The organism is Sulfitobacter sp. JL08, from assembly GCF_003352045.1.
Taxonomy (GTDB): Bacteria; Pseudomonadota; Alphaproteobacteria; order Rhodobacterales; family Rhodobacteraceae; genus JL08.
Genome location: NZ_CP025815.1, coordinates 3,307,624 through 3,321,325, shown reverse-complemented (window position 1 = coordinate 3,321,325; position 13,702 = coordinate 3,307,624). Strand labels below are relative to the sequence as shown.

Annotated in this window: 15 protein-coding genes; 5 read left to right on the top strand and 10 right to left on the bottom strand. The window is 57.7% G+C overall.

Going from position 1 to position 13,702, the window contains the following annotated elements; all coding sequences use genetic code 11:
- Nucleotides 1–193: 193 nt before the first annotated feature.
- The gene (locus C1J05_RS16385) at nt 194–952 is read left to right on the top strand and encodes a sulfite exporter TauE/SafE family protein (protein ID WP_114871184.1); all 759 of its coding nucleotides are present in this window, start codon (nt 194–196) and stop codon (nt 950–952) included.
- Between the two features lie 13 nt (nt 953–965).
- Here C1J05_RS16385 and C1J05_RS16380 read toward each other — a convergent pair whose 3' ends face one another.
- From C1J05_RS16380 to C1J05_RS16370, 3 genes are all read right to left on the bottom strand, one after another.
- Nucleotides 966–2,459: a tripartite tricarboxylate transporter permease gene (locus C1J05_RS16380; protein WP_114871183.1), complete on the bottom strand. Its 1,494-nt coding sequence runs from the start codon at nt 2,457–2,459 to the stop codon at nt 966–968.
- Nucleotides 2,456–2,947 (bottom strand): tripartite tricarboxylate transporter TctB family protein, encoded by a 492-nt coding sequence (locus C1J05_RS16375; protein ID WP_114871182.1) that lies wholly within the window; start codon nt 2,945–2,947, stop codon nt 2,456–2,458. The genes C1J05_RS16380 and C1J05_RS16375 overlap by 4 nt, the downstream gene beginning before the upstream one ends.
- A gap of 80 nt (nt 2,948–3,027) precedes the next feature.
- A complete protein-coding gene (locus C1J05_RS16370) occupies nt 3,028–4,005 on the bottom strand; it encodes a Bug family tripartite tricarboxylate transporter substrate binding protein (protein WP_114871181.1) in 978 nt (325 codons plus the stop codon).
- A 152-nt stretch (nt 4,006–4,157) separates the two neighbouring features.
- Here C1J05_RS16370 and C1J05_RS16365 point away from each other — a divergent pair, with 152 nt between their 5' ends.
- The 4 genes from C1J05_RS16365 to C1J05_RS16350 are packed head-to-tail and all read left to right on the top strand — an operon-like array spanning nt 4,158 to nt 7,641.
- Entirely contained in the window at nt 4,158–5,072 is a 915-nt protein-coding gene (locus tag C1J05_RS16365) for a LysR family transcriptional regulator (RefSeq protein ID WP_114871180.1), read from the top strand.
- Nucleotides 5,069–5,812, top strand: a complete 744-nt coding sequence (locus tag C1J05_RS16360) for a sulfite exporter TauE/SafE family protein (protein WP_114871179.1) — start codon at nt 5,069–5,071, stop codon at nt 5,810–5,812. Before C1J05_RS16365 ends, C1J05_RS16360 begins: the two co-directional genes overlap by 4 nt.
- Nucleotides 5,813–5,859: 47 nt before the next feature.
- Nucleotides 5,860–6,996, top strand: coding sequence for a mandelate racemase/muconate lactonizing enzyme family protein (locus C1J05_RS16355; protein ID WP_114871178.1), 1,137 nt, complete (start codon nt 5,860–5,862; stop codon nt 6,994–6,996).
- Between the two features lie 27 nt (nt 6,997–7,023).
- Complete coding sequence (locus C1J05_RS16350; protein ID WP_114871177.1) at nt 7,024–7,641, top strand: glutathione S-transferase family protein; 618 nt, start codon at nt 7,024–7,026, stop codon at nt 7,639–7,641.
- On the opposite strand, the gene C1J05_RS16345 is transcribed toward C1J05_RS16350, so the two are convergent.
- From C1J05_RS16345 to C1J05_RS16315, 7 genes are read right to left on the bottom strand one after another with little or no spacing between them, the layout of a single operon-like run.
- On the bottom strand, nt 7,638–8,306 hold the full coding sequence (locus C1J05_RS16345; RefSeq protein ID WP_114871176.1) for a fumarate hydratase C-terminal domain-containing protein: 669 nt from the start codon (nt 8,304–8,306) through the stop codon (nt 7,638–7,640). The genes C1J05_RS16350 and C1J05_RS16345 overlap by 4 nt on opposite strands.
- Nucleotides 8,303–9,520, bottom strand: a complete 1,218-nt coding sequence (locus C1J05_RS16340) for a CaiB/BaiF CoA transferase family protein (protein ID WP_114871175.1) — start codon at nt 9,518–9,520, stop codon at nt 8,303–8,305. The genes C1J05_RS16345 and C1J05_RS16340 overlap by 4 nt, the downstream gene beginning before the upstream one ends.
- A 19-nt stretch (nt 9,521–9,539) precedes the next feature.
- Nucleotides 9,540–10,496 carry a fumarate hydratase gene (locus C1J05_RS16335; protein WP_114871174.1) on the bottom strand — a complete coding sequence of 319 codons (957 nt, stop codon included), beginning with the start codon at nt 10,494–10,496 and terminating at the stop codon, nt 9,540–9,542.
- Nucleotides 10,493–12,256: an L-aspartate oxidase gene (locus C1J05_RS16330; RefSeq protein WP_114871173.1), complete on the bottom strand. Its 1,764-nt coding sequence runs from the start codon at nt 12,254–12,256 to the stop codon at nt 10,493–10,495. The genes C1J05_RS16335 and C1J05_RS16330 overlap by 4 nt, the downstream gene beginning before the upstream one ends.
- Nucleotides 12,257–12,259: 3 nt before the next feature.
- Nucleotides 12,260–12,601: a succinate dehydrogenase, cytochrome b556 subunit gene (sdhC, locus tag C1J05_RS16325; RefSeq protein WP_114871172.1), complete on the bottom strand. Its 342-nt coding sequence runs from the start codon at nt 12,599–12,601 to the stop codon at nt 12,260–12,262.
- A complete protein-coding gene (locus C1J05_RS16320) occupies nt 12,598–12,930 on the bottom strand; it encodes a succinate dehydrogenase (protein ID WP_114871171.1) in 333 nt (110 codons plus the stop codon). Before C1J05_RS16320 ends, sdhC begins: the two co-directional genes overlap by 4 nt.
- On the bottom strand, nt 12,930–13,658 hold the full coding sequence (locus tag C1J05_RS16315; RefSeq protein WP_114871170.1) for a succinate dehydrogenase/fumarate reductase iron-sulfur subunit: 729 nt from the start codon (nt 13,656–13,658) through the stop codon (nt 12,930–12,932). Before C1J05_RS16315 ends, C1J05_RS16320 begins: the two co-directional genes overlap by 1 nt.
- Nucleotides 13,659–13,702: the final 44 nt, after the last annotated feature.

The window sequence follows — 13,702 nt, the reverse complement described above, 5'->3', positions numbered from 1 at the left end:
TCGCGGTCAGATATCGGTTTGAACCGCCATACAGAACGAAACTCAAAGCGCGCAACCCTGTCTCCGTCAAGATGGCTCAATAGCGACATATCGTGGATTTTACTGCACACCGTCAGGGTATTCGCAACGGGCGCGCCACAACTGGTTTTGTTGCTCTGGTAAAGTCCCGCGTTCTGCGGGATAGGGGAAAGGTATGGATATCCTCTCTGGTTCTCTTCTTGATCTGCTTGTGCCCGCGTTTGCGTTGTTTGTGGCGGGAACCGTGAAAGGCACGATTGGTATCGGGCTGCCGACAACGGCACTTGGGATCATGACCATCGTGATGGCACCGCGGATCGCGATTGCCTATCTGCTGGTTCCGATGCTGGTGTCCAATGCCTGGCAGGTGCACCGTGCCGGTCAGGCCAGACAAACCGCGCTGCGGTACCTGCCGTTTGCCGTGGCCCTTGTGATCGGGGTCTGGGTCACGATCTATCTGACCTATGATGTATCCGACCGGATATTGTTTGGTGTGCTTGGCGGTGCGATCGTTCTGTTCGTGCTGATCAATGTGACAGCATGGGCGCCCTATATACCTGATCGGCTTGCCCGTCCGATGCAGTATCTGCTGGGCACAATTGCCGGTGTTCTGGGCGGTCTGACCTCAGTCTGGGCGCCGCCGATGGTGATCTATCTGACCGCACGCAAAGTGCCGATGGCCGAGTTTGTGCGGGCCAGCGGTCTGCTGATCTTTATCGGCAGCGTGCCCCTTGCAGCAGGTTATTTTGCGCAGGGGCTGGTGGACATTCGAACATTTGGCGCGTCGGTTGCCTTGCTGGTGCCGACATTCGCCGGATTTCTGATCGGCGAACGGTTTCGCGGCCGCGCGGACGAGGTTACGTTGCGCCGGATCCTTTTATCCGTGTTCTTTCTTATGGGTCTGAACCTGATCCGACGCTCTGTTTTCGGCTGAGACACCCGGCTTTTCAGGATCGCAGCGCCGCCCGGTTCTTCAACGTTGTGCGGGAAATCGCGATCACGGTTACAATCGTCAGCAACCAGAAGAACCACGTAATCGGCCCGCGAAACAGGATTGACGGGTTGCTGCCCGACATCAACATGGACTGGCGGAAATTATCCTCCAGAAGCGGGCCCAGAATAAACGCAATCAGGAAAGGGGCGGCAGGTACGCGGTAGCGCATCATCGCGAACCCGACCCAGCCCATCGCAAACATAACGCCCACGTCAAACAGGTTGTTGTTCACGGCGAAGACCCCATAGATGCACAGCACCAGAACGGAGGGGATCAGGATGCGCTTGGGCACGTCTGCCACGTATTTGAAGCCGCGGATGGCAACGGTTCCGACAAAGAACAGGAAGACGGAGCTGACAATCAACCCGATGAACAGGCCGTAGATGATGTCGACGTTCAGAATGAACATCATCGGGCCGGGTTGTAGCCCGTGGATCATGAATGCGCCGATGATGATTGCCGTGATCACATCCCCCGGCACACCCAGAGCAAGCAGCGGAATTAGCGTGGCCCCCGCGACACCGTTATTGCCGGCTTCGGATGCGGCAACGCCTTCGATTTCGCCCTTGCCAAAGTTTTCCTTGTGAGGTGATTTCCGGCGCGCCTCGGAATAACTGAGAAACGCGGAAGGTGCCGCGCCGATACCCGGAATAGAGCCAAGAAACACACCGATCATGCTGCCACGCACGATGGATTTGAAGCAGCGCCTGTAGTCGGCAAAACTGACCCAGTTCTTTCCCAGACTGCGCGCCTTGCCGACATGGGCTGTCGGATTCCAGGCCATCGCGATGATTTCCGGAATGGCGAACAACCCGATCAGAACCGCAATAAAGTTCAATCCACCCATCATGTTCGGATTGCCAAAGGTAAACCGGTTCGTGCCATAAATCAGGTCAAGGCCGATGGTGGCCAGCAACAGGCCCAACAGAGCCGACAAGGCACCCCGCAACAGGCTATCGCCCGATACACCGGCAATGATCGTCAGGGAAAAGAGGATCAGCGCGAAGAACTCGGGCGGTCCGAAACTGAGGGCAAAAGACGCAAGCCATCCGGCAAACAGGATCAGCGCAAGGTTTGAAATGACATCCGCAGTGCAAGACGCCCAAAGCGCCATCCCCAGCGCCCGCCCGGCCTCGCCCTTTTCGGCCATCGGGTAGCCATCAAGAATGGTTGCCGACGAGGCGGGCGTTCCGGGTGTCTTGATCAGGATCGCCGGTATCGATCCACCGAAAATTCCACCCTTGTAGACGCCCAAAAGCAGCAGGATGCCGGTGATCGGCTGCAAGGCGAATGTGAAGGGCAGGGTAAGCGCCACGGCCATCGTGGCCGACATGCCGGGTATGGCACCGCCGATCACACCGATCACGATCCCGCAGAACAGGGCAAAGAACGATTCGAAATTTCCGACCAGCGAAAGGCCGGCAAGGATGCTGTCTGCAAAGCTCATGGCAGTCTCACAAAGTTGCCTTGGGGGATCGCGACCCCGGCCACGTGGGCAAAAAATGCATAAAGAACCAGCGGTACGGCAACAGCACATACAATGGCTGCAACGGGATGCCGTGTCTTGACCAGAAAGGCACTGGCGACAAACACCAGCATACAGGTCCAGACCATACCCGCGCGCGGCAGCGCATACATGGTGACCAGCATGATCGCAGCCATTCCCAACAGGCGCAATCTTGCGGCCTTCGTGCTGTCCGCAAGGTTTTCAGGTTCATCCGCTTCGGGCGCGGCGCGACGCCAGTCCAGCAACAAGCCCAGCCCCACTATTCCGGTCAGAATGGCCAGCGTGGCAGGCCAGAATATCGGCGACATGATCAGAAAACGGACATTGCTGGGCGACGATACCCATGTGGGAATTGCGACGGCCAGCAGGAAAACACAGGCGATACATGCCCCGATGCCCAGGTGCAGCTGAATTGTCTTGTTGCTCATCTTCGTTCCACCCCGATGAAAAACGCCAGACCCGGTCAGGTCTGGCGAATTTCACTTTGCCATTTCAGTCTGACCGATGATCAACCTTCGATCCGCATGCCCAGTTCGTCAACCAGGGCGCGGAAGGTTTCATACTGCGTCTGGATGAAATCATTTGCTTCGACCGGATCCATGAAATCGATCACGGAGCCGCGCGCCGTCATCTTTTCAAGAAAATCGGCGTCTTGTGTGGCTTCGGCCATCCATGCGCCCCATTTTTCGGCGACGTCGTCGGGCAGATCGTCAGGGCCGGCGATGCCGGTCCATCCAACCAGTTGATGCAGGCTGGGTTTGCCCAGATCGGCCGCGGTTGGTGCATCAAAGCCGACAACGGGTTCCGGCGTTGTCACCAGAATGGGTTTCAACTGACCGTTGGCGATAAAGCTGGCCACCGCCGAAGAGTTTGTGCACAGGAACGTGGCTGTGCCGTTCAGCACAGCGGTAGCCGCCGCGCCGCCGCCCTTTTGCGGAATATGTGTGGCCTGATTAAGCGGATCGGCAACGCCGAATTCCTTCAGCACCATAACGGCGGCAAGATGCAACAGAGAGCCAACGCCGGACGAACTGTAGCTGACGCCGCCTTCGTTCACTTTTGCGATCAGGTCATCCATCGAATTGATGCCCGAAGCCGGCGTGACAGCGCACGCGACCGGGTTGATTTCGTAAACGGTAACAAAGCGGAAATCATCCAGCGTATAAGGCAGGGTTGCCTTCATCGCCGGATTGACGGAATGGGATCCGACGCGCGCGAACAGCATTGTGTAACCGTCGCCTTTTGCGTTCTGTACCGCAACCGATCCGGTTGCGCCGCCTGCGCCGGTGACATTGGCCATGATCAGCGGTTTGCCAACGACATTGCCCAGCGGTTCCGCGATTGTGCGGGCCGAGATATCTGTTGCGCCCCCTGCACCGTAGGGAATGACCATATTGATCGGGCGTTCGGGGTATTCTGCCAGCGCTGTCGTCGCGGCCAGCCCAAGACCCAGGGCACCGATTGCGCCTAGAAATGTACTTTTCATTTTTTCCTCCCTGTTTTTTTACAGCTTCACCTTATTGGCAACTGATGTGAACCCTTGACTTTTTATATTGTTAAGACAAGCTTTTAATAAGCAATAAAGTCTTACAAATTTCGATACTTTTGCTTACATTTCAGAGCGTGAAGGGGCGGGGAATGTCGATCAGAATGCTGCGGACGCTGATCGCCGTAGCCGAACACAAAACGTTCAGTGCCGCCGCTGACTCTGTTCTGGTGACGCACGCGGCTGTCAGCCAGCAAATGCGTGCACTGGAAATCGAGTTGAATGTGGCATTGTTCGATCGTTCCAAACGCACCCCCGAACTGACGCAGTCGGGCCGCGCCATTGTCGCCAAGGCGCGCCAGATCGTTCACGATTATGACAATCTTGTCGCTGCCGCGCTGGGGGATCAGGGGGTGCGGGGCGAAGTTGTTCTTGGCGCGTTGCCCACGATGCTGACCGGCCTTGCGCCCTTGGCGATGGCCATTTTGAAACAACCCTTTCCTGAGTTGCGGGTGCGCATCCAGCCAGGTCTGACATCCGCATTGCTGACGCAGATCGAACGGGGCGCTATTGATGCGGGTGTCGTTTCGCGCCCCGCAGCATTGCCGGTTGGATTGGAATTCTTGCATATTGCTGATGAACCCATGCAGCTGTTGGCGTCGCTTGAAACAAAAAGCGATGATCCGTTCGAGCTGTTGCAAAAGCATTCGTTTATTCGGTTCAATCGCGAAGCCGTGGTCGGGACCCTGATCGAAGCTTGGATCCAGTCCAAAAGGCTGATCGTGCAGGAAACGATGGAACTGGACAGCCTCGAGGCGATTTCCAGCATGGTCTATGCGAATCTTGGTGTTTCCATCGTCCCCGTGCATTCGGTTCAACCCGTCAATGCCCTGCCGATCAAGCGCCTTTCCCTTGGTGATGATGCACCGGTGCGCCAGATCGGGCTGGCATACAAGAAAGACAGTTTGCGCCAGCGCGTCATTGACGAACTTCACAAAGCTTTCCTGCACGCGATCGAAATCGGCGAGTTCAGGCCGCTTCCACCCCGACCGGAAAACGCAGAATGACCGTTGAAATACTTGTTCTGCTGATCCTCGGTGCCAGTGCGGGCGGGCTTATAAACGGGTTGGCCGGTTTTGGTACAGCGCTTTTTGCCTTGGGGTTTTTCCTGAACATCATGCCGCCGGTACAGGCCGTTGCAATTGTGGTTGTGCTGTCTGTTGTCAGCGGGTTTCAAGGCGTCTGGATCGTGCGCCACGCAATTTTCGACAATCCGCGTCGCCTTTTGCGTTTCTTGGTGCCGGCGCTGTTCGGCATCCCACTTGGCGTCGCGGCGCTGGCTTATATTGAACCACACTCGCTTAAAATCATCATCGCCGTATTCCTGCTGATTTATGGGGGGTTCTTCAGCCTGCGCAGCACACTGCCACGGATCGAACGGCGCACGCCGGTTATTGACGGCCTGATCGGCTTTGCCGGCGGGGTGCTGGGGGGCACGGCCTCGCTTTCGGGGGCGTTGCCAACAATGTGGTGTTCCATACGGCCCTGGCCAAAATCGGAAACACGCGCTGTGTTGCAGCCGTTCAACGTGGTGGTTCTGTCGCTGACTGCACTTATGCTTGCATTGCAGGGGGCTTACACAAAGCAAACGCTGTTCTATCTTGCGGTCGCGCTGCCGGCGGCAATGATCGCTGCACAACTGGGTATTGCGATTTTCAAACGCCTGTCTGACGATCAGTTTCGCAGAATGCTGATCGGGCTGACCTTTGTGTCCGGTACAATCCTGCTGGTGCGTGAACTGTTTTGACGCGTGGTGATGCGATGATCCAATTGCTGACTTGAAAGGAAACAGGGGTGAAGATTGAACGTATTGCCGTGTCCGTGTTTCGCGTCCCAATCGAAATACCTGTTGCCACGTCTTTTGGCATCATGCGCGACCGGCCCGCGGTTTTCGTTCAACTGACCGCTGAGGACGGAGCCTTTGGCTGGGGCGAAATTTTCGCCAACTGGCCCGCTGCCGGGGCCGAGCACCGGGCGCGCCTGTTGATGCTGGATATTGCCGATCTCGTGTTTGAAAGCCGTGCGGATACCCCTGAAATCACTTGGGAAACACTGACACATCAAACCCGTATTCGGGCGCTGCAAGCCGGAGAGTGGGGACCGTTCCAGCAGGTGCTTGCCGGGCTGGATACGGCCCTGCATGACATGGCGGCGCGGCGCGCTGGTCTGTCGTTGGCGCGTTATCTGAACCCGTCCGCGGCAGAGGCTGTGCCGTGTTATGCCAGCGGCATTGCATCGTCCAAGGCAGCCGCGCAGGTTGCCTGTGCCCGCGCCGACGGATTTGGTGCCTTCAAGATCAAGGTCGGGTTCAATGATGTCACCGATCTGGAAACGCTGGGCGCGGTGTCGGATGATCTGGGCAGCGGCGAACGGCTGTTTGCTGATGCCAATCAGGCCTGGGATGTGCCCCGCGCCGTGGCCTTCATGCAGCAGGCCGACGCATTTGGGCTTGGATGGATCGAAGAACCCATTCCGGCAGACAGCCCGCGTTCAAATTGGGTGGCCCTTGCCGACAACATAAAAACACCGATTGCCGTTGGGGAAAACATTGCTGGTGATGTTGCGTTTACGCAGGCAATCGAGGCGGGCCATTTCGCCTATCTGCAACCGGATGTGGCGAAATGGGGTGGCGTCACCGGATGTTTGCGCGTTGCGCGCACCGCATTGCAGGCCGGGCGGTTCTATTGCCCGCATTTTCTGGGGGGCGGTATCGGGCTGCGGGCTTCGGCGCATGTGTTGGCGGCTGCGGGTGGGCCGGGGGTGCTGGAAGTGGATGTAAACCCGAACCCGCTGCGTGACGCTTTTGAAGGCGAAGCTATGTCAGGTGGTGACTGGACGCTGGGCACTGCCGCCGGACTGGGTATCGAAACCCTGCCGCAAGCCCTTGGGCCATATCAAACATTGTCGCTGGAAAAAACGCGCGTGTCCTGAACGTGCAATCCGAAAGGAAGCAAACTTATGTATACCTTGTATCTTTCGAAAGGTAGTTCCGCCCTTGCAGCCCATATCCTGCTTGAAGAAATCGGTGCGCCCTATGACACGGTTGTCGTATCTATACCGGACAAGGCGCATCTGACGCCGGATTATCTGGCGATCAATCCAAAAGGGCGGGTGCCTGCGTTGCAAACACCCCAAGGGGTGCTGACGGAAAACACTGCCATTCTGGCGTATCTCACGCAAGCGCATCCGGAACACGCACTGGCCCCGACCGATACGTTTGCATTTGCGCAGGCGCAGGCGTTGAACAGCTACATTTCTTCCACCTTGCACGTGGCCTTTGCACACAAGGCCCGCGCTGCGCGCTGGGCCGATGATCCGGTTGCGATCGCGGCGATGCAGGCCAAGGTTGCACCCAACATCGCAGAAGGCGCGCAGTTTGTCGAAGATCACCTGATAAAGGGACCATGGGCGCTGGGAGAGCGGTATTCCATGTGCGACCCCTATCTGTTTCTGGTGCACAGATGGATGGCGGCATCACAGGTTGAACTGGCAGATTACCCCAGACTTAACGCGCATAACAAAGCAATGCGGGCCCGCCCCGCTGTGCAGGCTGCACTGGCACAACACGGGCTTTAGCCGATGACCTCGTCTGACCTGTCGTCGGTTTCGCCATAGCGTTTCAAAACAGCCGGTTTGGTACCCTCGTAAACCCGTTCAAGGTTCTGTGCGATCTTGGCGTTTTCGCGTTCAAACAGGCAATCACCGTTCAGGTCTGATGCAACGATAAAAGGGCCCATCTTGTTGCATTTTATCACCCACATCGCCTGGGCCAGCCCCAGTTCTTCGTTCCAGTGGACCGCTTCGACATTTTCAACACCACGCCCCAGCAACGCGCCGGTGCCGTAGCCGACAGTAGACAGATAAATTGCCCCATTGGGGACAAAGTATTCCTTGTAGTCCTTTGATGTCATTCCACCTTTGCCGATGATCAGTTTCGCGCCCGTCTTGGCCATCCATTCCGGCAACCATTTGGCAAACCGGAACGACGCAGTGGCGGTCACCGCGCCCATTTCAAAAGACCCGTCCGGATTGATCCGAGCAGCCGGCGAACAGTGGAAATTCGCAGCGCTTTGTGAGGGCAGTTCCATCGGGATATTGGCCTGATCTTCAAGCGCGCGCATGTAAACGCCTTCACGCGCAGTATACATCAACCCGTCCAGATAGACGATGTCGCCAAGGCGCAGGTCTGCAATGGCTTCGGGTGTGGGGGTGGTGGACAGCCGTATTTCACGGGGTTTCATCGAGCCGCTCCTTTGGGTGGAACCGTTGTTTGCACGGAAATTACAGCGTCATGATGCAAAGTCGCAATTTGATCCGGAGAATACCCCAGTTCGCAAAGAATTGAAACGGTATCGCGGCCTTGCACTGGTGCCGGTTCAAGTGTTTCGACTTGCCACGGGGCTGTAAACGCAAGGCTTGGCACTTTGAAAGTGCGCCCCAGTTCGGCCACCGCCAAATCGCCCCACGCGCGCGAGTTTTGCATTTGCGGATGGTCCATGATTTCCGCCAGAGTCCTGATCCGTGCTGCTGGCACGTGGGCGGCTGACAAAACATCCTCCCAGTGATCGGCGCTGCGCCGCAACAAGGTATCGCGCAGCACTCGTTGCACATCAGCGGGGTCTGAAACATCTGCCAACCCTTCCTGATCTATGGCCTTGCATAAACGCAGTGCTTGCGCGGGGTTGTTTGCGGTAATGACCAGTTGTCCGTTGGACGTTTCAAACCGTCCTGAAAATGGTGAATCCGAAAACGCACGGTTGCCGTCCAGCCCGCGCAACTGGCCTGTCGCTTGATGGTGAAGCGCGTAAGCACCCATCATTGTCGTGATTGCATCCAGCATGGAAATTTGAAGATGCTGGGCTGTTTCCGGCGTCTTCGCCCTTTGTAAAAATGCAGCCAGAATCGCTGTAATCAGTGTTTGACCGGCGACATAATCTACAATTGGCAAGCCGACACGCATCGGGCCGCTTTGATCCGTGCCTGTCATCGCCATTAACCCGCTGATTCCTTGAAGGATATGGTCATAGGCAGGCCTGTTTGCCAGTGGTCCGCTTGGGCCGAAGCCGGACAGGCTGGCGTAGATAATATCCGGCTTCAACGCCGTGCAAGGTTCAAACCCTATACCCAAACGGTCGACCACTCCGGGGCGGAAATTTTCAGTGATGACGTCCGCTGTGACAAGTAGATCAAAGAATACCTGACGCCCTTTTTTTGATTTCAGGTCAATCACGACAGAACGTTTACCAGCGTTCTGGCTTAGGAAAGACGCACCCAAACCAGCGGCTTTCATCGCATCGGTTCCACCGTGAGCCCGTACAAAATCGTCACCTGCCGGGCGTTCCACGCGTATAACATCTGCCCCCATCATCGCCAGTTGCCCAGTCGCAAACGGACCAGCAAGAACGTGGGTCAGGTCCAGAACACGGATACCGTCTAGCGGTCTTGTCTGTTTCATTCTTTTGTTGGTCCCAAGATCATTCCGCCGCCTCCATCGCGGATTCCCAATCGACCGTTTCGCGGCGTTGATAATCTGTAAACCAGTCGGGGTCAGTGCGGTATTCCACGCGCCCGTCGGCAAACACCCGCGCCACGGCGCGGCGGGATGACAGGCAAAATGCGTGCACAGACATCTGCATGCCCCCGGTGTGGCAGTATCCCACTTCAATGTTGCAATCGATCACCATGTTCTTGCCGACAAAGCCCATCGCGCCCATACCGATGGAATTGCCCAGTTCCTTGAACTCGTCCTCCAATTCGGCGATGCGCGGATCCGCATTGCGGCTTCCGACGACGCGCAGACAGGCGGCGCGCTTGCCCAATACCATGCAGGTGTCCTTGCACCCGCCCAGCCCGATGCCGATAATCGCGGGCTGGCAGGCCAATCCGCGTTTGCCAAAGGCGACCAGACTGTCGAGGTAAAAGCGCTTGATCCCCTGTATGCCGTCCGAGGGAAACAGCATCCGGTAATCCGTGCCAAATAATCCGCCCTTGTGAACGGTGATCAGATCAATCCATTCGCCGCCGGGTTCATAGCCATATTCGATTTCGGGGGCACCGATGCCGACGTTGTTGTTGTGGTCGGTGCGCCAAAGCGGATGCACCCGGTTGGGGCGCAGGGGCACGCCGTTGGTGGCGTTGGCCGTCGCACGGCGCAACGCAGCCTCAAGCGCGATGGGTCCGCCCTCGATCTGGGTATCGTTGCCCATTTTCACGTACCAGCGCGGTGTGCCGGTATCACCGCACATGGCGCGGCGGTCTTCCTTGGCGGCCTTGTAGTTTTCCAGCATCGCCTGCAGCACAAAGGATGACAGATCGCCGTCTTCGGTTTTTGCGGCAGCTTTCAACCCGTCCAGATAATCCTGCGGGATTTCGATTGCGGCCTTGTCCATTAGGGTTTCAGCGGTTTTCTGGATCAGGTCGATGGGGATCATTGGGCAGCCACCAGTGTTTCGGGTTCATCATCGGGCAATATCGTCTCGCCGGGGCGGACGATGGTGAATTCTACCGGCTTGCGGGTCACGTCTATGTCCTTGCCATTTTGCGTCGCCACAGTGAAATAACTGTCTTCCATCGCGCCGGGATCGGGAAAATCCTCGCGGTAGTGGGCGCCGCGCGAATTTTCGCGCGCCAGCCCTGCTTTGGTGATGACGGTGGATATATCACAAAGTGACCGCAAATTCAGCCAGTCATGCCATGTGAGGTTGAAGGCAAGATTATCTGCCGCCACGCCGACGTCCATCAGGTTTTCCGAGATTTCTGCGATCCGTTCCAAGCCGCGCGCCATGCCGGTTGCGGTGCGCATCACGCCAACATCGTCCCACATGGCCTCTTGCAATTGCTTGCGCAGCGGCAGGACAAGATCAGGTGCGCGTGTCAGCGGATGACAGGCCCGTTCGATTTCGGCGGCCAGCACATCTTCGTCGGGCTCGCGCAGTGCGGTCATGGACCGGATGTCGGCACCCATCACGTCGCCGGCAATTCCGCCATATACAGTCGAATTGGCGACCCCGTTGCCACCCAGCCGGTTTGATCCATGGGCACCGCCGGCATCCTCGCCTGCGACATAAAGCCCTTCCATGGCGGTGCGGGTGTCCACATCAACGACGACACCCCCCATAAAGTAATGCGCCGTCGGCACCACCTCGACCAGACCGGCGGCCAGATCAAAGCCGCTGTCTTCGCAGCGTTTGACCATGCCCTTGAATTTCTGACGCACAGTGTCGAGGCCAAGATGCGCCATCGAAATGAACACGCCTTCCTGTTCCGGATTGTTGTTCTTGCGCATCTCGGCATAGATGCCGCGGCTTACAACATCGCGGGTCGCGCGTTCGCCCTTGGCGTCATAATCAAACATGAACCGCGCACCGTTGTGATTGATCAATTGCCCGCCCGCGCCGCGCAGGCCTTCTTCCAGCACGGTGCCGGTCATGCGGGTGTGATCGCCGGCCAAAAGGCCGGTCGGGTGAAACTGCACCATTTCCATATCGCGCAGGGGCAGTCCGACACGCAGCGCCATGGCCAGCCCGTCCATCGTCTTGTCGCCTGACGGGGTGTGGTATTTGTACATGGTCGGGCCGCCGCCTGTGGCCATCAACACGGTTTTCGCGCGTACGAACCGAAACCCGCCTGTGCGCATGTCGATCATCAGAACGCCCGCCAGCGCGCTGCCATCCCTGGTCGGGATCAGGCCAATGGCGCGGTGTTCCTGCAGTTTTTCGACCGGTCGGGACAGAACCTGTTCCATAAGCCGGTTGATAATCTCGATCCCGGTCAGATCGCCCTTGTGCACGGTGCGATCGGCGGTTTGACCGGCAAAGGCCTTTTGATGCAGCGTGCCATCCGGATTGCGATCAAAAAAACAGCCGATTTCGTTTTCCAGTTCGCGAATACGCACAACCGCCTGCTCACACAGCCGCCACGCCATATCCTGATCGGGCAGCCATTTGCCGCCCTGTATCGTATCCATAAAATGACGCTCTACCGTGTCGCCACCGCCCAGCGCCACGTTATAGCCGCCCTGCACCATGCGGGTGCAGCCGCATTTTCCGATCAGCCCTTTGACAGCAATGGTGATTTTTGTGCCTTCCGGCGCGCTTTGATGGGCGTGCAGCGCCGCAAACAGGCCCGCGCCTCCGGTTCCCAAAATCAGGATATCGGTGTCGTGCCGTTCGATCCTTGGATTGAATGTCATTAGCTACACCACCTGCAAAAAGAATGATCCGGAAATCAGGAATGCGATGCCCACAGCCGCCGCCGCCCAGGTTTTCTGTGCTCCGCTCCACGGCAGCCATTCCAGTGCCATCAGGCGCAGGCCGCCGAACATATGAACAGCCAGCAGGAACACCAGACCGAATTCTGCAAGTTTTACCATGGGCTGGTCCGAGAACTGCAAAAACGCATCCAGCCGGTCGGGTTGGGTCAGCGCAAGCGACAGAACCCAGAAATGCAGCGGCAGGAACAGGGCCAGCCCCAGCCCGGAAAGACGGTGCAGCACAAAGGCCAGCCAAAGCGGGTGGGCACGGGCAGGGCGGATCATAGCCATGTAACCGCCACCACGGCACGCGCGCCCAGTGCGAACAGCCCCAGCCCGATCCCCCACGACACGACATTCAGCGCGCCGGCCTTCAGGCCAAGCCATTCGTGGCAAATGACGCGAAGCCCGATGGCTGCATGTATGGATACGGCCAGAACAAAACTGCCATAAAACAGGAACCAGAAAAGTGACCCCTGGGTGCGTCCCAGAATTTCGGCTGCGCTCAGCCCGCCCTGGACCGCATAGATCATTACCGCGATATGGCCCAGCACAAGCGGGGCCATCATCAGCGCGGTGATCCGCTGCGCCATATAAAGCCGAAGGTCCATCATCAGGTTCGCCTTTTGAAAAAGGATCTGGCGGTTTCGCGTTTCAGCCCCGCTATCGCGGACATGGGATCAAGATCATTGGGGCAATAATGCGTGCAACTGCCCATGGAATGGCAGTTATGACAGCCGCCATTGCCGGACACGGCATCAAGGATCACCTGTTTCTGGGCGTCCTTGGCATCGTTATAAAGCGTCCACGCCCGTTGAAGGGCCGCTGGCCCCAGATAATCCGCGTTGCCCGCCACGGTGTCACAGGCCGCGTAACAGACCGAACAATTGATACATTCGATCCCGGCGTTGGCCGTGACGCGATCGGGGGTTAGGGGATCGATCTGTTCGATCGGATCTGACCTGTCGCGTGTCGGGTGGTGCAGCCCTTCGGCGGCGATCCACTTGTCAAAGAACGGGTCCATATCGGCGACCAGATCCTTGATCACCGGCAGATTGCGCAGGGGGGCGATATCTACCCTGTCGTTTTCCGTTACCTTTTTCACATGGGTGCGGCAAGTCCAGCGTGGCTGTCCGTTCACCATCATCGCGCAGCTGCCGCACATGCCAACGCGGCACGCAAACCGGTAGCTGAGTGTCGGATCGGCGTTTTGCTGGATCCATGACACAACATCCAGAACCGTCTGGTTGTCGTGGGCCGGTACCTTGAACGTGTCTTTATGGCCGCCTTTCGCATCACCGCGGCTGACTGTGACGTGCAGGTACGTTTTTTGCGTTGCCACAGACCGCCTCCTTGGGGTTCGCTACGAATGTTCGGCACCCTTGG